The organism is Nocardioides sp. NPDC059952, assembly GCF_042730435.1.
Taxonomy (GTDB): Bacteria; Actinomycetota; Actinomycetes; order Propionibacteriales; family Nocardioidaceae; genus Nocardioides.
On sequence record NZ_JBHWLY010000068.1, the window covers coordinates 14,274 to 33,725 of the forward strand.

Below are 19,452 nucleotides of genomic sequence, written 5' to 3' on the forward strand. Positions count from 1 at the left end.
TGTCGAGACCAACACGTTCACCTCCGCGCTCGATCTCAACGTGTTGGTCTCGACACGCCTCCGCCTAGCGGCTCCGGCGGCTCGACCGACGGGTCATCTCCCGCCACGTGCGGCCGCAGAGTCCGGCGTACGCAGGTGGGAGACCGCCATCGCGAGATCGGCGAGCCGCGGGGTGACGATGTTGAGGACCTCGAAGACCGAGCCGAACGCGCCGTCGACCGTCACCGGTCGGTCCTCGAGCGCGCGGACGACGCGCTCGGCGCACTCCTCGGGGCTCTCGCCGCGGCCCTCGTACTCTGCGGTCGGCGCGATCATCGGCGTCCGCACGATCGCGACGCGCATGTTGGTGCAGGTCACGTTGTCGAAGTAGGCCTCGCGGCTCAGGATCCGGCCGAAGACGTCGAGGGCGGTCTTCGCGGCGATGTAAGCGGCGAACTTCGGGGCCTTGATCTGGTTGCCCCAGGTGACGATGTTGACCACGTGGCCGAACCGCTGGGCGCGCATCGCCGGCAGCAGGCCCATCGTGAGCCGGACCGCGCCGAAGTAGTTGACCGCCATCATCCGCTCGAAGTCGTGGAAGCGGTCGTGGGTCAGCTCCAGGGAGCGCCGGATCGACCGGCCGGCGTTGTTGACCAGGTAGTCGACCGCGCCGTGCTCGGCGAGCAGCTTCTCCACCAGCGCGTCGATCGAGTCACCGTCGGTCATGTCGACGAGGTAGGTCGACGCCTGCCCGCCCGCGTCCTCGATGGCCTTCCGCACGCGTTCGAGCTCCTCGGCCCGGCGGGCGGCGAGGAGCACGTGCGCGCCACGTCGAGCCGCGGCGTACGACGTCGCCTCACCGATCCCCGAGCTGGCGCCGGTGACCAGCACGGTGCGGCCGGCGAGCGGGCTCGGGCCACCGGTCACGGCCCGGATCGTGCGCGCCACCCGGGCGCGCGGCGTCTGCAGGAGCGGAAGCGAGAACAGGCTGACCACCCCCGCACCCTAGTGGCCCCCGACTCGGGCTCGCTTTCCGCGGATTCGTTGGGTGCCGACGCGGGTGGGAGGCATCTAGCGTGACGCGCGTCGAGACGTCGGCGCGAAGCCCACGCCCCCGCACGATCACCCCCGCAAGCATCCAGGAGAGAACATGTCAGCAACCAGCATCGTCCCGCGTACGTGGAAGCGGCGGCTCGCCGGCATCGTCTCCGCAACCCTCATCGCGATCACCGGCGCGGCCATCACCGGCATCGCTGCCCCGAGCCCGGCTCACGCCGCGACCTGTACGTCGTACAACTACTCCTACGGCGGCAACGGCACCTGCGTCAGCTACATCCAGACGCTGCTCAACTGGCAGCCCGGCGTCAACCTGGCAGTGGACGGCGCGTACGGCAACCTGACGCGGCAGGCCGTGATCAACCGGCAGACGTCGTGGCGCTACTGGGACTCCTCGGTGGCGGTGGACGGCATCGTCGGCCCCAGGACCTGGGCCTACCTCTGCTCCCCGTACTACTACGGCACCGGCCCGGCGCAGTCCTACCCCTTCGCCGTCGCTCGCGCTGCCGGTTGCCGGGTCTGAGTCCACGGACCCCCGGGCGTCACGGACGCACCGGGGCGTAGCGGAGGTCGACCTCCAGGTGCGGATCGTCGCCGATCAGGTTGTGCAGCTTGATCGGCTCACCGCCCGGGTTGTCGTAGAGGCGGATGCCGTCGCCCAGCAGGACCGGCGCGACGTGCAGCTCGATCTGGACGATCAGGCCCCGTTCGAGGAGCTGGCGGCCGATGTCGGCGGAATGGACCTCGACGTTCTTCCCGTCGGCCGCCTCGACCGCGATCCGCAGCGCCTCCCCGACGTCGCAGCTGAGAAAGGTGACGTGCTCCTGCGGCCGGGCGTCCTCGGGGTGGTGGGTGAGGATGAAGACCGGGCCCTGCCAGTCGCCGTAGGGCATCGCGTCAGGGTAGGCGTCGTGCCCGTTGCGGCCGCCCAGGACGGCGCCGAGCTGTGAGGAGTACGCCTCGACGACCCCGGGCTTCCCGGTGACATCGCTCAGCCACGCCATCCCCGGCTCGGTCCCGTCGACGAAGCCGTCGAGCGACATCGAGAAGTGCCACAGCACCTTGCCCTCGCCGCTCATCACGAAACCTGCGTCCGGTCGAAGGTGACATGGGTGACGCCGCTCGGCGTCGTGGTCGACGCCACCTCGTAGCCGTCCTCCAGCGCCTCCAACCCGTCCCACAGCCGTACGCCACGGCCCAGGATGATCGGGACGACCGCGACGTGCAGGTGGTCGACGAGGCCGGCCGCCAGGAAGTCCCGGAGCGAGGACGGGCCGCCGCCGATGCGTACGTCCTGACCGGCGGCCGCCTCCTGCGCCTCGGCCAGCACCTCCTCGATGGGTGCGTTGCGGAAGTGGAAGACGGTGCCGCCCTTCATCTCGATCGACTCGCGTGGCTGGTGGGTCAGGACGTAGGTGGGTGTGTGGAACGGCGGCTCCTCGCCCCACCAGCCGCGCCAGTCGGCGTCGTCCTGCCATCCCGGCGGACCGAACTTGCCGGCGCCCATGATCTCGGCGCCGATCCCCTCCCAGGAACGGGCCGCGAAGGCGTCGTCGGGCTCGGAGGCCGGGTCGACCTCCATCCGCTCCCGATGCCCGGTCGCGCTCTGGAAGGTCCTGGTCGGGAAGAACCACTCCATCAGCCGCATGCCGGCGTGGCCGAACGGTGCCTCCAGGCTCTGACCGTCGCCGGTGGCGAAGCCGTCCAGCGAGACGCCGATGGTGTGAGCACGTACGCGTGACATGTCGATCTCCCTCGATTCAAAGTGATTGCACTTTGCAATCACTAGCGCCGAGAGTAGACTTCCCGATTGCAGATTGCAACCACTATTTTCGAGTGCAGGAGACGCCGAGTGAGCGAGCCCAGATCGGGGTGCCCGATCAACGCAGCCGTAGAGGTCTTCGGGGACCCCTGGTCGGTGATCGTGCTGCGCGACGTGATGTTCGGGAACCGTCGCCACTTCCGCGAGCTGCTCGGCAGCTCCGAGGAGGGCATCGCCTCCAACATCCTCAGCAGCCGGCTGAAGAAGCTCATCGAGGGCGGGCTGCTGACCAAGGAGCAGGCCGGCCGCGGCCAGAAGGCGGCCTACGCACTGACCGAGGCGGGCATCCAGACCCTGCCGATCATGGTCGCGCTCGGCAACTGGGGCCTCGCCCACCGCGACGGCACCCGGCAGCTCCGGGTCCGGGCCGAGCTGCTGCGCGACGCCGGCCCCGAGATGGTGGCGTCGTTCATGGACGAGCTCCGCGAGCTCCATCTCGGCACGCCGCGGCCCGACCCGACCGCCCCGCGGGCGAGCGAGCAGCTCGCTGCGGCGTACGAAGCGGCGATGGCTGGGTGAGCTGCCGCCTCACTTCTCCTTGGCGTGAAGCTTCAGCTTGGAGATCTGGCTCTTCAGCTCATCGAGGAAGAGCGACCTGATGCTCTCGGTGTCGAGGGCGCCGTTGACGCCGCGCAGCTTGCCCTCACCGAGCTTGACGCAGACGGTCGACCAGGCCGCGCCGATGGCCGCGGTGAAGCCGGCCGCGACGGTGGCGTTGATCGCCCCGCCGCCGACGGTGCCGAAACCGGGGATGAACTTGAGCAGGTTGCCGGCCACGGAGCGGCCTGCCTGGGTGGCCGCCGCGGTGGCCGCGATCGAGGCCATGGCGGCCTTGTCCACCTCGATGCCGTAGATCGCCGAGATGCGCGCCATCATCCCTAGCTGGATCGGCACCAGGACGACCGCGTCGGAGAACGGGATCGGGGTGGCCCCGGCAGCGCCGGCCGCGGTCGCGGCACCCGCGATCACGGTGTTCGCCTGCTCCTGCTTCCGCTTGAGATCCACCCTCTGCGCCGCGATGAGGGCCTCCTCGACGCCTGCAGGCGCGCATCGAAAGGTGGCATCAACAAGTTCCTGCAGGCCGTGGACCTGCTGGCCCGAGAAGTCGTCGGCCTTGGCGTTGGTCAGGTAGACCCGGGCGCCGTGCACGGGCAGCCCGCGCGCGTCGATCTGCTGGGCGAACTCGACCGCGTCCGGGTGGAAGGCACCCGTCGGCGAGGTCGGCACCTGGGTCATCACGAGCACGACCGGCAGCCCCAGGTCGGCGAGCTTCTGGATGAACGCGGCCTCGGTGTCCTCGAAGCGGCGGTCGGCGAAACGTACGGCATACCAGGCGACGTGGATCTGCTCGGACTGCGGCTTGCGGCGCCGCTCGGAGATCAGCTTGGCCAGATCCTTGATCACCCGGTCGCCCTCGACGCCGATCTCCAGGCCCTGGGTGTCGAGCAGCCCGAAGAACCCGCTGGTGTGCAGGTAGAGCGTCGACTCCTTGGTCACCGGCTCGCCGATCCCGGTCTTGGCCACGTCCGCCCCGAAGACCGCGTTGACCAGCGTTGACTTGCCGACTCCGGTCTTGCCGAAGACGGCGAGGTTGAACCGGCCGATCTCCTTGGCCGACTCGGAGTATCGCTTGTGGAACTCGTCCTTGAACCAGCCGTCGGATGCGAAGTTGTTCACGTCGACCAAGAATGCCAGTCGCCACCGACGAATTGTCGTGGCCGCGCGCTTCGAGGAGGAATAGCGTTCCGACATGAGCCCACGGTCTCGCCTCGCGTACGTTGCCGCCCTCGCCGCCGCGACCATCCTGGTCCTGCCCACGACTCCGGTCCACGCGGCCGAGCCCGGGACCCAGCCGACCGATATCACCCTCACCCGGTGGAACAGCGTCGAAGACTTCGCGAAGGGCAGGTCGAGCAACCTGCGCCCGGACCGTCACGGCACCCTTCGGATCGGCCGCGGCAGCGAGACGACGGCCTACGCCGACCCCTTCGGCGACGGCACGGCCAAGACCTACGAGTTCGGCACCTGGACCTCGCCCGTGGTCAAGACCGGCTACGCGATCGACGAGTCGGTCACCTCGTGGGACGTCGACACGCCGACCGGCACTTGGGCCGAGATCCGGTTCCGCGGCCGGAAGGCGGACGGCACCTGGACGAAGTGGTTCGTGATGGGTCGCTGGACGGCCGGCGACGACTTCGCGGCCGGCGACATCCACCGCACCTCCGTCGAGGGACAGAGCGACACCGACGCGGCGCTCTACACCGACACCTACGTCGCCCGGACCGGCAAGGAGCCCGAAGCGTTCCAGACCAGGGTCACCCTGCTGCGCCCCGAGGGCGCGAGCGTCTCCCCCAGTCTGCGAACGGTCTCGACGCTGACGAACGAATACCTGCCCGACTCCGCCTACCCCGGCACCAGCACGCCGACGCTCGACGACGCGATCGACCTCGGTGTGCCGCCGTTCAGCCAGAACATCCACCGCGGCGAATACCCGGAGTTCGGCGGCGGCGGCCAGGTCTGGTGCTCACCGACCTCGACGACGATGGTGCAGTACCACTGGGGCCACGAGGTCCCGGCGAGCGAACTGGAGGGCATCGAGGCCCCCAACGGCGACCCGCAGGTCGCCTACGCCGCGATCAACACCTGGGACTACGCCTACGAGGGCGCCGGCAACTGGCCGTTCAACACCGCCTACGCCGGCCGCTGGGGCCTGGACGGGGCCGTGACCAGGCTGCGGTCGCTGGCCGAGGCCGAGACCCTGGTGGCCGCCGGCTTCCCGCTGGTCGTCTCCGCCAACTGGGAGCTCGAGGAGATGCCGGAGGCGGGCTACGGCACCGACGGCCACCTGCTCGTCATCGGCGGCTTCACCGCCGAGGGCGACCCGATCGTCTACGACGCCAACCACCCCTCCAACGACGAGGTGCGCAACGTCTACACCCGCGAGAACTTCGAGCGGGTGTGGCAGACCTCGACCGACGGGATCACCTATGTCATCCACCCGCGCGACGTGAGGCTGCCCGGGAGCGCCACAAACTGGTGACGGACTCGCCGTCAGGGTCATCCCGGACACCCTGGTGGGGTTAGGTTTCGACCATGACACTCGACCCCGTCGCCGCTCTTCAGGCCGCACTTCGGGCCCCGACCGTCAACGACGGCTCGGGTGCGGAGAAGAAGGCGTTCGCGCAGCTCCACGAGGCGCTGCGCGAACACTTCCCGCTGCTGCACGCGACCCTCGACCTCACCCCGGTCGGCGAGCACGGTCTTCTCTTCCGCTGGCCGGGCGCCTCCGCCGAGAAGCCGGTCGTGCTGATGGCCCACCAGGACGTCGTCCCGATCGCGGGTGAATGGACCCACGACCCGTTCGGAGGCGAGATCGTCGACGGGGTGATCCACGGGCGCGGCACGCTCGACGACAAGGGTCAGCTCGTGGCGATCTGCGCCGCGGTCGAGGGACTCCTCGCGGACGGGTTCGAGCCGGCGTACGATGTGTGGCTCTCCTTCGGCTCTGACGAGGAGACGACCGGCGCGGCCGCACGGGCAGCTGTCCAAGAGCTGCGGACCCAGGGGGTCGAGCCCTGGTTCGTGCTCGATGAGGGCGGCGCGGTCGCGTTCGACGCCTTCCCGGGCGTCACGGCGCCGGTCGGGGTCGTCGGCGTCGCCGAGAAGGGCACCACCGACGTACGCCTCACAGTGACCGGCGACGGCGGCCACTCCTCCACCCCACGCCAGAACGGGCCGACCGCGCGGCTGGCCCGCGCGGTCACCCGGCTCGACCGGATGTCGATGCCGGTGCAGCTGCCCACGCCGACCGTCGAGATGTTCGAGCAGATCGCCCCGTACGCCGCCAGGCCCCTGCGTCCGGTCCTGGCCAACGCGGGGAAGCTGGCGCCGGCGCTGGCCCGGCTGCTGACCCGGCTGGGGCCCGAGCCCGCCGCGCTGGTCCGCACCACCGTGGCGATCACGACGCTCGAGGGCAGCCCGGCGGCCAACGTCATCGCCTCGGCCGCCTCGGCCGGGGTCAACCTGCGGATCATGATCGGCGAGACGGTCGCCGAGGTCGTCGAGCGGCTGCGGGCCGCGATCGGCGACAAGCAGGTCGAGATCGAGGTCGTCCGCGCCGGCGAGCCGTCGCCGGTCTCCCCGCGCGACGAGGCGTTCTCGCTGATCACCCAGGCCATCACGGAGGTCTTCCCGGAGGCGGTGCCGGCTCCCTACACCGTCATGGCCGCGACCGACTCGCGCTTCTTCTACGAGATCAGCGACCGGGTCTACCGGTTCGCACCGTTCCGGATGACCGCTGCCCAGCGCGCCACCATCCACGCCGCCGACGAGAACATCAGGGTCGATGACTACCTCGACGGGATCCGCTTCTACCGAAGGTTGATCGAGTCACTGTGACCACCGAACGTCAGCGCACCGGCATCGAGCAGGCCGCGCGTGGAATCTGGGTGATCGTCGGCTTCCTGGTGGCCGTCGAGTTCGCCAGCGGCATCCTGCAGGGCTACTACACCCCGATCTTCTCCGATCTCGCCGACCATCTCGGCGTCTCCGACGCCGATCTCAACTGGCTCGAGGCCGGGCAGCTGATCGTCTCCGCGCTGTGCGTGCCGCCGCTCGCCCGGCTCGGCGACCTGATCGGTCACAAGAAGGTGCTCCTGCTGGCGACCGGCATCACCGCGCTCGCCACCTGGTGGACAGTGGTCGCCCCCGACTTCGGCTCGTTCCTGGTCGCCTGGTCGATCCAGGGCGCCTACGTCATCTGGCTGCCGCTCGAGGTCGCCATCGTCCACAAGCGCACCGGTGGCGACACCGCCCTGACCCGCCGGGCCGCCGGTGTCCTGGTCGGCGCGCTGCAGCTCTCGGTGATCATCGGCGCGGTCGCCGCCGGCGCGCTCGTCGGAGTGCTCCCGATGACCGCGATCCTGGCTTTCCCGGCCGTGGCCGTGACAGCTGTCTTCGTCGTCATCGCGGTCGGCATCGAGCCCGACTCCGGCACCAGCGGCGGCGCCTTCGACTGGCTCGGCCTGGCGGTGCTGACCCTCGTGCTCGGCCTGGTCATGGCGGGCCTGGTCGGCGTACGTGTCCTCGGGGCGGGGTCTCTCCTCGCCTGGGGTCTGGTGGTCCTGGGGCTGCTGACGCTGGTCCCGTTCTGGCGCATCGAGACCGCGTTGGACGGTGGCGGCAGGACCGAACCGCTGATCGACGTACGGCTGCTGGCCTCGCGCGGGCAGTGGCCGATCCAGCTGACCGCCTTCCTGTTCGGGATGTCGGTGCTGGGTGCGCAGATCCCGCTGTCGACCTTCGCGCGCACCTCACCCGAGGAGGCCGGCTTCGGGCTGGGCGCCGACGCGTCGTTCGTGTCGCTGCTGATCGCGGAGTACGTCATCGCGATGGCCGTCTCCGCCTTCACCCTGCCGCTGTGGGCGCGGTTCCTCGGGCCGGTGCGGGCCCAGGCGGTCGCCTGCTTCCTCGTCGCCACGGGCTACCTGATGTGGCTGCCGTTCCATGACTCCACCGGGCAGGGACTCCTCAACATGGCCGTCGTCGGCCTCGGCTCGGGCGCACTGGTGGCCTCGCTGCCGGCGGCCGCCGCCGCGGCCGCGCCGGCCTCCCGCACCGCCTTCGCGACCGGCATGACCAACGCCACCAAGACCGTCGGCGGTGCCATCGCCTCCGCGGTCTTCGCGATCGCGCTCGCCGCGGACGGGTCGATCTCCGGCGAGGCGCACGCCCCGCTGTCGGGCTATCTGACCGTCTGGGCGGTATGCGGTGTCACGGCCCTCGTCGCCGGGCTGCTGCTCCTTCTGCCCCGGAGCGCAACCGACGCTGGGTAAACTCGTCTCCTCCGGAGGTGATCGACATGCCCGAGAGCGAGGAGCGGCCCGAGGCGCCCACGCCGCAGCTCGACGCCGCCGCGAGCAAGGCGGCGGCAGCAGCGCGGATGGCCAACCAGACCAAGTGGGTCGACCTGCAGGTGCAGGAGGCGATCCAGCGCGGCGAGTTCGACAACCTGCCCGGTGCCGGCAAGCCGATCAAGAACCTCGACCGCGACCACGATCCCGACTGGTGGGTCAAGCAGCTCGTCGAGCGCGAGCAGATCGTCGTGCTTCCCCGGTCGGTCCAGCTCCGCAAGGACGACGCCGAGCTCGACGCCATCCTCGACACCCAGACCACCGAGGACGGCGCCCGCAGGATCGTCGAGGAGTTCAACGAGCGTGTCATCGCGGCCCGCTACGGAGCCCCCGAGGGGCCGCCCCTGATCACCATGACCCGCGACGTCGAGGCCACCCTGGACGCCTGGCGCGAGCGTCGCGCCGCTCGGGTGGAGGCGGCCAGGAACGCGCGTCGCGAGCAGCCGCCGCGGAGACGGCGCTGGTGGCGGCGCTAAGCAGTAGCACCCGTCAAGGGCTTCGGTCAGCGACTGTTGTTCGTGGCTGGTCTGGGCCGCCGACCCTGTCCTCGAGTGTTTCTCGACCTGCCCCGGAGTCAAGGACGGCCTGCGGCCGCCGGCTTCGCCGGCCGCTTCGCGGTCCTGGACACCGGACCATGTCGAGAAAGATTTGGCTGGCTATCAGGGGCGGCGGCCCCAGTGTGGCCGCGGGGTAGACGCTCCTCGGGACGTGGCCGCCCCCACGGCGAACGAAAATTCGTTCACCCTGGCAGAAGAAGACGCTCTCCTGGGTGAACGAAACTTTCTTCACCCCGGCATGCCGAAGGAATTTTCGTTCACCCACGCACCGACCGCCCGCCCCACGGCGATCTCGGCGTGAACGAAAATTAGTTCACCCTCAGATCCCAAGCCCCTACCCAACCCACATCGCCGCGCCAAACCCCTGCCGCCGACCCGATAGCCAGCCAAAATTCTCAGCGACGGCCGGTGTCAAGGACCGCGAAGCGGCCGGCGTCAGGCGGCGGCCGCAGGCCGTCCTTTACTCCGGACGCCGCTGAGAACACCCTCCCGTAACGGGTCGGCGGCAAACGCCCACCACAAATCACAGAACCCTTCAGCGCGTCCCGACGACCTCCCCACCCCGAACAGTGAGATCGCGCCGCGAGAACCGCGACCGATAGCGCCCGGGAGTCACTCCGACCTCCGAGGTGAACCCAGCCCGGAAGGTCACCGGCGAGTAGTAGCCCGCCTCGTGGCTGATCCGGTCGATCGGCAGGTCGGTTGTCTCCAGAAGCGTCTTGGCGACCGCGATCCGCTCGGCGGAGACCCAGCGCATCGGGGTGGTGGCGAGGTCTCGCTCGAAGCGCCGGGCGAGGGTGCGGGGCGAGACCGCGGCGGCCGCCGCCAACCGCTCGAGGGTGACGTCCTCGTGCAGGTTTGCCCTGAGCCAGGCGCGCAGCTCGTCGAGCCAGTGGGCCTGCTCGGTGAGCGGGTCCGCCGCGACGTACTGCGCCTGGTCGCCGTCACGGTGCGAGGCGATGACCAGGTTGCGGGCGATGGTGTTGGCGGCATGCTGGCCGTGGTCGGTGCGGATCAGGTGGAGACACAGGTCCAGTCCGGCGGCGGAGCCAGCGCTCGTCAGCACGCCGTCGTCGACGTAGATCGCCCGCGGGTCGAGGTCGACCCGGGGATACGTACGCCGGAACAGCTCCGCCCACCGCCAGTGGGTCGTGGCTCGGCGACCGTCGAGCAGCCCGGCCTCGGCCAGGGCGAAGGCACCGGTGCACAGCGAGACCATCCGGGCGCCGCCGGCAGCGGCCCGGCGTAGCTCCCGGACCAGGGTCGGGCTGACCGGATCGCCCGGCCGGATCGCCGGCACCAGCACCGTTCCGGCCTCGGCCAGCGCGGCCATCGGCCGCTGCGGTGTCAGCCGCGGCCCACCGTGGACGCGCACCCCGCGCAGGTCGCCGCACAGCACCACATCGTAGAGCGGGCTGGCGTCGTGGTCCCAGTCGTAGCCGAGCGCCTCGAGCGGCATCCCGATCTCGAACAGGGTCATCCCGTCGACGATCGGAATGGCGATGGACGATTTCGCGGGCATGGCAAGAATCTATCACTCTAAGTCAATCCTGCCACTCCTCCAGCAGGCTCGGCTCGAGCACGATGGAGTCATGACGAACTACAGGAAGAACCCCAGCAAGGTCCGCAGCACCGTCCGCTCCGTCCTCGCCGGCTTCGACGCCGGCGCCCGGATCCGTCACGGCGCCCAGGTCCCGAAGAACCATCCCGCCCGACGCCGGTCGTGATCGTTACAAGTCGAGACGCCTACCGACCGGTAACCCCCGGCCGTTAGGGTGACCGGCATGAGTCACAAGAGCCCTAAGGACTTCTTCGCGCCCCTGGCGGTGGGCGCTCCCGCACCGCTGCGGGAGATCCCGGCACGGCCGAGTCGCGCGATCCACTTCTTCGACCCGTCGAACCCGAAGATGGCGGCCAAGGTGCCTGCCATGGTCGGCACCGTCGACGTCCTCCTCGGCAACTTGGAGGACGCCGTCAAGGCCGACAACAAGGTCGCCGCGCGCGAGGGCCTGGTCGAGATCGCCAAGGGCACAGACTTCGGGAAGACCCAGCTCTGGACCCGGATCAACAGCCTCGACTCCCCGTGGGTGCTCGACGACCTGGTCACCCTGGTCACCGAGATCGGCGACAAGCTCGACGTCGTGATGGTGCCGAAGGTGCAGGGCCCCGAGGACATCCACTACGTGGACCGGCTGCTCGCACAGCTCGAGGCCAAGGGCGGCGTACAGAAGCCGATCCTCATCCACGCCATCCTCGAGACCGCGCGCGGCGTGGCCAACGTCGAGGAGATCGCGCTCGCCTCCCCGCGCATGCAGGGCATCTCGCTGGGCCCCGCGGACCTCGCAGCCGACCGCAAGATGAAGACCACCCGCGTCGGTGGCGGTCACCCGGGCTACCTGGTCCGCCAGGACCCCGTCGACGGCGACATCCACGGCAACCGCACGGTCTTCCAGCAGGACCTGTGGCACTACACGATCGCGAAGATGGTCGACGCCTGCGCCGCGGCCGGGATCTACCCCTACTACGGCCCGTTCGGCGACATCACCGACGTGGTCGCGGCCGAGGACCAGTTCCGCAACGCGTTCCTGCTCGGCTGCGTCGGCACCTGGAGCCTGCACCCCAAGCAGATCGAGATCGCCAACCGCGTCTTCTCCCCCAGCGTCGAGGACATCAAGCACGCCCGTCGCGTGGTCGCCGCCATGGGCGACGGCACCGGCGCGGTCATGCTCGACGGCAAGATGGAGGACGACGCCAGCCTCAAGCAGTGCCTCGTGCTCGTCGACCTCGCCGAGGAGCTCGCGGCCATCGATCCCGAGCTGAAGAAGGCGTACGACGCGATCGAGCTGGAGGACTGAGATGACCGAGACCACCTTCCGCCCCCTCCGCTCGGTCCTCTACATGCCGAGCTCCAACACCCGCGCTCTCGAGAAGGCCAAGACGATCACCGCCGACGCGCTGATCCTCGACCTCGAGGACGCCGTCGCCCCCGACGCCAAGCCGGAGGCTCGCGAGAACGCGGCCGCGGCTGTGACTTCGGGCGAGTACGGCAACAAGTACCTCACCATCCGCGTCAACGGCGCCGACACCGAGTGGCACGAGGCCGATCTGGCCGCCGCCGCCAAGGCCGGCCCCGACGCGATCGTCGTCCCCAAGGTCAACAGCCCCCAGCAGGTGCTCGACCTCGTGGCGGCCTTCGAGAAGGCCGGCGTCCCCGAGCAGACCAAGCTCTGGGCGATGATCGAGAGCCCGTACGCCATCCTCCACGCCGAGGAGATCGCCTCCGCCTCCGAGCGGCTGACGGTGCTCGTCCTGGGCACGAACGACCTGGTCAAGGAGCTGTACGTCGACCACGTCCCCGCTCGCGCCAACCTGGTCACCAGCCTCCAGCTGGCCGTGCTCGCCGCGCGCGCGAGCGGAAAGGTCATCCTCGACGGCGTCTACAACAACGTGAAGGACGCCGAGGGCTACGCGGCCGAGGTCGAGCAGGGCCGGATCTTCGGGTTCGACGGCAAGACCCTGATCCACCCCGCCCAGGTCGAGGGAGCCAACGCCGGCTTCGCACCGAGCGAGCAGGCGGTAGCCGACGCCAAGGGCCTCATCGAGGCGTTCGAGGCCGCCGGCAGCGGCGTCGCGACGTACAACGGCAAGATGGTCGAGTCGCTGCACGTCGAGAGCGCGAAGCGGGTCCTGAGCATTGCCGAGGCCATCGCCGCACTGTAGGCCAGGAATATCTCTCAATGTATAGAAAAAGTTACTCGTTTTCCGTTTTGGCTGATCAGTAACTTTTTCTCGAGAAGAAGGTGACAAACCGGCGAGATTCTGGTTCCGTTACGTGCTGCGCGACACAACCGACACTCGCTACGCGCTCAGGAGACAGCGTCAGATGACTGAAGCGAATCGTCGGCCCGCGACGGGGGACCACTCGAACGTCCCACCCACGCCGGCTAGACACCCCGCCACACCGATGCTCCCCACGAACGGAACCGCGCCGGACCCCCTCGAGATCGCCCACCGCGCTCTCGAGGGGATGACACCCTCAGACGAGTCGTGGTTCACCAATCCCAAGACGAACCCGGCCGCGGAGCGAGTGCGACCGCGTCACACGCCGTACGCACCGCAGCCGCAGCCCGGCACGGCGCTCGTCCTGCGACACGCAGACGCCGGCCACCCGCAGCCGCCACGGGCCACCTACCAGCGCCCGACGCCGCGCCCCCAGCTGCCGCAGTACGCCTACCAGCCGAGCCCCTACACGGCCCAGCAGTTCCACCCCGCCGGCCCGGTGATGTTCGCCAACCCGGCGATGCCGTCGTACGCCGCCGCGCAGGTGCCGACCCGGAACAGCGTGGTCGAGGAACACCGGATCCCGAAGGTCCGCGCCCGCAACAAGAAGGCCGTACTGCTGCCGCTCGCGGCGATGGCGATCGCCTCGGCCGGCATCGGCGCCTTCGCCCAGGCCAACGTCGACCCGGACGTCGAGACCCAGCAGGTCAAGGCCCACGCCGGTCAGTACGACGCCGTACCCGTGGTCGACATCGCGGACCAGAAGGTCATCGACGCCCCCGGCGTGATCGCGCCGGAGAAGACATCCCCGTTCTCCCCTTCGGCGCCGGGCACCTCCGGCGGCAAGCACTCCAACGGCGACTACGACGCGCCCTCGACCGCCGAGGCCTACGGTGGCGCCCACTCCTCCAGCGGGACGATCTCCACCCCGCTCGAGGGTGACACCCTGTCGGACAGGGACCCGGCACCGGCTCCCGAACCAGCTCCGCAGCCGACACCGGAGCCGACTCCGCAACCCGAGCCGGAGCCCGAGCCGACCCCCGCGCCGACTCAGCCGTCGCTGGGCAAGGACGTGGTGGCGCCGGTGCTCGACACGGTGACGGGCGTCATCGACGGTCTCACCGGGATTCAGATCGACCTGACGCCCTAGTCAGCAGCCGTTTCAGAACGGGCCGTGACCTTTCCGAGGTCACGGCCCGTTTTGCGTATGCCCGGGTGGGTTACCCATGGCCAGGACGGGCCATCTGGAAATAGGACCTCCGTCCCGATAACTTCCGTGGTTTTCTCTCGTTTGCCCGATGTGCCACCCCTTAACTCGGGAGTGCGCCAGGTTCCCCCGGATCTGGCAGGTGGCACGGCCCCGTTGCGGGGATCTTGGGGGATCCCCACCGCAGAATCGGAGTCCAACCAACAATGCGAAGCATCCGTACGTTCGCGCTGTCCGCAGCCGCTGCCGCCGTCGTCGGCGCAGTTCTGGTTGTGCCGGCGCCCTCACAGGCCGCACTGACGAACACCTCGTTCGGGCTGTTCGCCAGCGGCTTCGGCAGCCGCGTGACCGGTGGAAACATCCCGGCCAACTCGGGAGACCTCGGATACCAGACCATCGGGTGCACCCGTAAGGCTGGCTACGACGTCAACAACAACACCGCCGGCGCCAAGGTGCCGGGTCTCGGCACGATCGGCGCGACCACGACCAAGCAGCGCACCATCAAGTCCGGCTCGACGGTCAAGTCGATCTCGGAGCACAAGATCGCCGACGTCGTGCTCGACAAGAGCCCGCTGGGCAAGGTCACCGTCGAGGGTCTCAGCTCGGTCTCCCAGGCTTGGTGGGACGGCAAGGCTTACAAGGCCGACTCCAAGGCCAAGATCGCTCACGTCGTTCTCGACCCGGCCGGCCCCGGCCAGAAGATCGACCTTCCGATCCCCGGCCGTGACAAGCCGCTCGTCATCCCGGGCATTGCCACCATCGGTCTGGGCAACACCGTCGAGAAGACCAACGCCGACGGCGCCGAGGCTTACGCCAACGGCATCTGGATCAAGCTCCACGGCACGGACTCCGAGGTCATCGTCGGTCGCTCTCGCGCCGAGATCAACGGCCAGGCCTACTCCGCGACCTTCCGCGGCTTCTCCGACGGGATCGACGCCACCGCCCTCGGCGGTGCCGTCCAGGTCGGCAAGAACCCGCTGACCAACGCGTCCTGCGCCGGCACCAAGGGCAAGCTGAAGACCAAGTCCATCGCCGGCGTGCCGCTGGGCGAGGCGGGCAACGTCGTGGACGTCAAGGGTCTCACGAGCGGTCAGCGTTCGAACCAGACCAAGACCACGGCCGAGGGCTACACCTTCGCCGAGGTCGCCGGCGTCAACATCGGTGACGGCGCGATCCGCATCGAGGCCATCCGCGCTCAGGCGAACGCGAAGTTCGTCAAGGGCAAGGGCGCCTCGACGTCCACCTCGGGCACCAAGTTCGGCGACATCTTCATCAACGACCAGAAGGTCTCCCTCGCCCAGCTCGGGTCGGCGCTCTCCCGCGTCGACATCCCCGGCCTGGCCAAGATCGAGACCAACGTCGTCGTCGAGCGCAGCAAGAACCTGATCGAGGTCGTCGCCCTGCGGCTGACGCTCCTCGACGCGACCGAGGGCACCAAGACCGTTGTCAACATCGGTCACGCCAAGTTCAAGGTGAACTCGAACGCGTGAGGCCTTGATCCACTAAGGGTCTAGCAAGAAACGGTCCGCGACCTGACCAGGTCGCGGACCGTTTCTCTGTTCTGAAGTTACTCACGGGTAGTCTTAGCCCACCCTTACGCAAGCAAAGCCGACGCCAAGCACTAGGCTCGGTTGCATTCCGGCAGTCCTGCCCTGATGAGGAGCGCCTAGGCATGTTGCAGATCATCACCATCGTCGTGTGCCTCGCGACAACGGTCGCCGCCGTCTACATGACGACCAAGGCGGTCCGGTCGATGCTCGCGGTCATCAAGATCGGTACGCCGATCAGCCGCGTCGACCAGCCGCTGGCCCGCACGCTGACGATGCTGAAAGAGACCGTCCTCCACACGCGCATGTTGCAGTGGACCTGGGTCGGCATCCTGCACTGGTTCGCCTTCGCGGCGTTCATCGTGCTCTCCACGGCGGTCGGCTCGGCCTACTTCCAGCTCTTCTCCGCCGACTGGACGATTCCCATCATCGGGAAGTTCTTCCTCTACGAGTGGGTGGCCGAGGGTCTCGGCCTGCTCGGTGCGCTGGGCATCATCCCGCTGATCATCTACCGGCTGCTGCACCAGCCGAGGAAGATGGGCCGCGAGACGCGGTTCTACGGGTCGGTCATGTGGCAGGCCTTCTTCGTCGAGGCGATGGTGCTGCTCGAGTCGATCGCGATCCTGTTCATCCGCGGCGCGGAATACAACCTGGCGCTGGCGCACGGCGGCGAGCACGCTGAGCACGCGACCGGCTTCCACTTCCCGATCTCTCAGTTCTTCGGTGCTCTCTACCCGACCGGCGCCGAGTCGATCGGGACGCTGGAGAACATCATCTACCTCATCGCGACCTTCAAGATCCTCTCCGCGCTGATCTGGCTGATGGTGATCTCGTCCAACCTGACGATGGGTGTCGCCTGGCACCGCTTCACCGCCTGGGTCAACATCTGGTTCAAGCGCGAGCCGGCGTCGCGTACGTCTGCCGTCGACGGCGCGCGCCCGCTCGGCACCGCGCTCGGCGCGATCAAGCCGATGCTCATCGACGGCAAGCCCGTCACCCTCGAGGACGTCGAGGAGGACCGGATCGCCGAGGACGCCATCTTGGGCGTCGGCTCGATCCAGGACTTCTCCTGGAAGGGCATCCTCGACTTCACCACCTGCACCGAGTGTGGTCGCTGCCAGTCGCAGTGCCCCGCCTGGAACACCGAGAAGCCGCTCTCGCCCAAGCTGCTGATGATGGGCCTGCGCGAGCACGCGTACGCCGCTGCCGCTGACGGCGATCTGAAGGAGAAGCCGCTGATCGGCAAGGCCGACGGCGCTCCGGAAGGTGCCGAGAGCAACGCCGAGGTCCTCGACTGGTTCTACAACCCGGAGGACGGCGGCTTCGTCATCGACGAGGACGTGCTCTGGTCCTGCACGTCCTGCGGTGCCTGCGTCCAGCAGTGCCCCGTCGACATCGAGCACGTCGACCACATCATGGACATGCGCCGCTACCAGGTGCTCGTCGAGTCCAACTTCCCCTCCGAGCTCAACGGTCTCTTCAAGGGCCTCGAGGGCAAGGGCAACCCCTGGAACATGAACGCCAACGCGCGCATGGACTGGGCCAAGGACCTGCCCTTCGACGTCAAGGAGGTCGGCAAGGACATCGAGTCGCTGGAGGAGGTCGACTGGCTGTTCTGGGTCGGCTGTGCCGGCGCCTACGAGGACCGCGCCAAGAAGACCACCCGCGCCGTGGCCGAGCTGCTCGACATGGCCGGGGTCTCCTTCGGCGTACTCGGCAACGGCGAGACCTGCACCGGTGACTCCGCCCGCCGCGCCGGCAACGAGTTCGTCTTCCAGGGTCTGGCTCAGCAGAACGTCGAGACGTTCAAGGAGTTCAAGGTCAAGAAGGCCGTCACCACCTGTGCTCACTGCTTCAACACGTTGAAGAACGAGTACAAGGAGTTCGGCATCGAGCTCGAGGTCGTCCACCACACCCAGTTGCTCAACCGCCTCGTGCGCGAGGGCAAGCTGACCCCGGTCGCGGACGGCGCCGGCGCCCACAAGCGCTCGATCACCTACCACGACCCGTGCTACATCGGTCGCCACAACGGCGTCTACGAGCCGCCGCGCGAGCTGCTGCAGATCATGCCGGGCGCGGAATACAAGGAGATGCCCCGCAACTCCGAGCGCTCCTTCTGCTGTGGTGCCGGCGGTGCCCGGATGTGGATGGAGGAGAAGATCGGGTCGCGGATCAACGAGAACCGCACCGACGAGGCCGTCGCCACCGGCGCCGACCAGATCGCCGTCGGCTGCCCGTTCTGCCGCGTCATGCTCTCCGACGGTCTGACCAAGGCCCAGGCCAACGGGGCCGCGCGCGAAGAGGTCGAGGTGCTCGACGTCGCGCAGATGCTGCTCGCCTCCGTGAAGGGCGAGCAGGCGACCAAGATGGCCCCGGGCGAGGGCGCGAAGGTCGGTGCCGCCGCCAAGGCTGCGCCGGCCGTCGAGGAGGCCGCTCCGGCCGCCGCAGCGGGCACGTCGCTCTTCGACTCCGCCCCCGAGACCACCGAGACCGAGAAGGCTCCTGCCGACGCGTCCTCGCTCTTCGACACCCCCGCCCCGGCCGAGCCGGCATCGGGAGGTACGTCGGGTGGCGGCTCGCTCTTCGACACCCCCGCGCCGGCCGCTGAGCCGGAGAAGCCGGCCTCCGGCGGCTCGCTCTTCGACGGCGGCGGGTCGCTCTTCGACACGCCTGCGGAGACCCCCGCCGAAGAAACCCCGGCCTCGGGCGGCTCGCTGTTCGACGTGCCGGCCGACAAGCCTGCCGAGGAGCCGGCTTCGGATCTCGGGACCGGCGGGTCGCTCTTCGACGTACCCGCCCAAGAGGCAGAGCCTGCGGCCGCACCCGAGGCGAAGGCCGCTCCGGCACCCGCCGAGGAGCCTGCTGTCGACCTGGGCGGAGGCGGCTCGCTCTTCGACATCCCGGCCGCACCCGCCGAGGAGGCCGCACCGGCCCCCGAGGCGAAGGCGCCCGCCGCCGAGCCCGCGGCGCCTGCCGCCGCTCCGGCCACAGAGGAGCCGAGCATCGACCTCAGCGCGGGTGGTTCGCTCTTCGACATCCCGGCCAGCACCCCCGAGCCGACACCCACCCCGGCCAAGGCCCCCGAGGCCGCGACGGAGGCTCCGGCCGCACCTGCCACACCTGCTCCCGTGGCGCCTGTCGCTCCGGTCGCAGGTTCGGGAGTCACCTCGGAGCCGAAGACCGACGTCGACTTCGACAGCCTCGGCTCACTCTTCGACATCGAGGCCCCCGAGGGCACCGTCGCCGCTGCGGCTCCTGCCGCCCCGACCGAGGCCGCTCCGGTGGCCGAGACCGCCACGGAGACCGTGGCCGACGAGGCGCCTGTCGAAGACGTCGTCGTCGAGGCGGAGGCGCCGGCCGTCGAGCCCGAGCCCGAGCCGGTCGCCGAGGCGCCCGCACCGGAGCCGAAGCCTGCCCCGGCCGTGAGCGGAGAGACCCACACGCCGCGTACGGATGTCGACATCCACGAGGCAGGGTCGCTCTTCGACCTCTGACCCAGAACGCCGAGACGTCACGCGCGTCGGTCGCGATTGCCACAACCAGGCCACAACAACGGCGCCCCGGAAGTAACGGCCCTCCAACCAGAACACCC

At 69.2% G+C, this 19,452-nt stretch carries 17 protein-coding genes; 12 read left to right on the forward strand and 5 right to left on the reverse strand.

The window, feature by feature from the left end; genetic code table 11:
* Nucleotides 1-93: 93 nt before the first annotated feature.
* On the reverse strand, nt 94-975 hold the full coding sequence (locus ACFV9G_RS23720) for an SDR family NAD(P)-dependent oxidoreductase (RefSeq protein ID WP_378730565.1): 882 nt from the start codon (nt 973-975) through the stop codon (nt 94-96).
* A gap of 154 nt (nt 976-1,129) precedes the next feature.
* Here ACFV9G_RS23720 and ACFV9G_RS23725 point away from each other — a divergent pair, with 154 nt between their 5' ends.
* The gene (locus ACFV9G_RS23725) at nt 1,130-1,558 is read left to right on the forward strand and encodes a peptidoglycan-binding protein (protein ID WP_378730567.1); all 429 of its coding nucleotides are present in this window, start codon (nt 1,130-1,132) and stop codon (nt 1,556-1,558) included.
* A gap of 19 nt (nt 1,559-1,577) precedes the next feature.
* Here the strand turns inward: ACFV9G_RS23725 and ACFV9G_RS23730 are convergent, their stop codons facing one another.
* Both ACFV9G_RS23730 and ACFV9G_RS23735 read right to left on the reverse strand, forming a co-directional pair.
* A complete protein-coding gene (locus tag ACFV9G_RS23730; RefSeq protein ID WP_378730569.1) occupies nt 1,578-2,114 on the reverse strand; it encodes a dihydrofolate reductase family protein in 537 nt (178 codons plus the stop codon).
* Nucleotides 2,114-2,779 (reverse strand): dihydrofolate reductase family protein, encoded by a 666-nt coding sequence (locus ACFV9G_RS23735; protein ID WP_378730571.1) that lies wholly within the window; start codon nt 2,777-2,779, stop codon nt 2,114-2,116. The genes ACFV9G_RS23730 and ACFV9G_RS23735 overlap by 1 nt, the downstream gene beginning before the upstream one ends.
* Nucleotides 2,780-2,887: 108 nt before the next feature.
* On the opposite strand from ACFV9G_RS23735, the gene ACFV9G_RS23740 reads away from it, so the two are divergent.
* The gene (locus tag ACFV9G_RS23740) at nt 2,888-3,376 is read left to right on the forward strand and encodes a winged helix-turn-helix transcriptional regulator (RefSeq protein WP_378730573.1); all 489 of its coding nucleotides are present in this window, start codon (nt 2,888-2,890) and stop codon (nt 3,374-3,376) included.
* 9 nt (nt 3,377-3,385) lie between these two features.
* Here ACFV9G_RS23740 and ACFV9G_RS23745 read toward each other — a convergent pair whose 3' ends face one another.
* Complete coding sequence (locus tag ACFV9G_RS23745) at nt 3,386-4,534, reverse strand: GTPase family protein (RefSeq protein WP_378730575.1); 1,149 nt, start codon at nt 4,532-4,534, stop codon at nt 3,386-3,388.
* A 73-nt stretch (nt 4,535-4,607) separates the two neighbouring features.
* Between ACFV9G_RS23745 and ACFV9G_RS23750 the strand changes: the two genes are divergently transcribed.
* Genes ACFV9G_RS23750 through ACFV9G_RS23765 form a run of 4 tightly spaced genes read left to right on the forward strand, consistent with a single transcriptional unit; the run spans nt 4,608 to nt 9,245 of the window.
* Entirely contained in the window at nt 4,608-5,897 is a 1,290-nt protein-coding gene (locus ACFV9G_RS23750) for a C39 family peptidase (RefSeq protein ID WP_378730577.1), read from the forward strand.
* A gap of 53 nt (nt 5,898-5,950) precedes the next feature.
* The gene (locus ACFV9G_RS23755; RefSeq protein ID WP_378730579.1) at nt 5,951-7,255 is read left to right on the forward strand and encodes a M20/M25/M40 family metallo-hydrolase; all 1,305 of its coding nucleotides are present in this window, start codon (nt 5,951-5,953) and stop codon (nt 7,253-7,255) included.
* Nucleotides 7,252-8,691, forward strand: coding sequence for an MFS transporter (locus ACFV9G_RS23760; protein WP_378730581.1), 1,440 nt, complete (start codon nt 7,252-7,254; stop codon nt 8,689-8,691). Before ACFV9G_RS23755 ends, ACFV9G_RS23760 begins: the two co-directional genes overlap by 4 nt.
* A 26-nt stretch (nt 8,692-8,717) precedes the next feature.
* The gene (locus tag ACFV9G_RS23765) at nt 8,718-9,245 is read left to right on the forward strand and encodes a DUF1992 domain-containing protein (protein WP_378730583.1); all 528 of its coding nucleotides are present in this window, start codon (nt 8,718-8,720) and stop codon (nt 9,243-9,245) included.
* A gap of 616 nt (nt 9,246-9,861) precedes the next feature.
* Here ACFV9G_RS23765 and ACFV9G_RS23770 read toward each other — a convergent pair.
* Nucleotides 9,862-10,848 (reverse strand): GlxA family transcriptional regulator, encoded by a 987-nt coding sequence (locus ACFV9G_RS23770; protein ID WP_378730585.1) that lies wholly within the window; start codon nt 10,846-10,848, stop codon nt 9,862-9,864.
* Nucleotides 10,849-10,918: 70 nt separating this feature from the next.
* Between ACFV9G_RS23770 and ACFV9G_RS23775 the strand changes: the two genes are divergently transcribed.
* The 6 genes from ACFV9G_RS23775 (at nt 10,919) to ACFV9G_RS23800 (ending at nt 19,354) form a co-directional block, all read left to right on the forward strand.
* A complete protein-coding gene (locus ACFV9G_RS23775; protein WP_378730587.1) occupies nt 10,919-11,053 on the forward strand; it encodes a hypothetical protein in 135 nt (44 codons plus the stop codon).
* A gap of 57 nt (nt 11,054-11,110) precedes the next feature.
* Nucleotides 11,111-12,181 carry an HpcH/HpaI aldolase/citrate lyase family protein gene (locus ACFV9G_RS23780; protein ID WP_378730589.1) on the forward strand — a complete coding sequence of 357 codons (1,071 nt, stop codon included), beginning with the start codon at nt 11,111-11,113 and terminating at the stop codon, nt 12,179-12,181.
* Nucleotide 12,182: 1 nt separating this feature from the next.
* Nucleotides 12,183-13,046 carry an HpcH/HpaI aldolase/citrate lyase family protein gene (locus ACFV9G_RS23785; RefSeq protein WP_378730591.1) on the forward strand — a complete coding sequence of 288 codons (864 nt, stop codon included), beginning with the start codon at nt 12,183-12,185 and terminating at the stop codon, nt 13,044-13,046.
* A 244-nt stretch (nt 13,047-13,290) separates the two neighbouring features.
* Nucleotides 13,291-14,256: a hypothetical protein gene (locus ACFV9G_RS23790; RefSeq protein ID WP_378730593.1), complete on the forward strand. Its 966-nt coding sequence runs from the start codon at nt 13,291-13,293 to the stop codon at nt 14,254-14,256.
* A 263-nt stretch (nt 14,257-14,519) separates the two neighbouring features.
* Nucleotides 14,520-15,803 (forward strand): choice-of-anchor P family protein, encoded by a 1,284-nt coding sequence (locus tag ACFV9G_RS23795; protein ID WP_378730595.1) that lies wholly within the window; start codon nt 14,520-14,522, stop codon nt 15,801-15,803.
* Between the two features lie 182 nt (nt 15,804-15,985).
* Nucleotides 15,986-19,354, forward strand: a complete 3,369-nt coding sequence (locus tag ACFV9G_RS23800; RefSeq protein ID WP_378730597.1) for a heterodisulfide reductase-related iron-sulfur binding cluster — start codon at nt 15,986-15,988, stop codon at nt 19,352-19,354.
* Nucleotides 19,355-19,452: the final 98 nt, after the last annotated feature.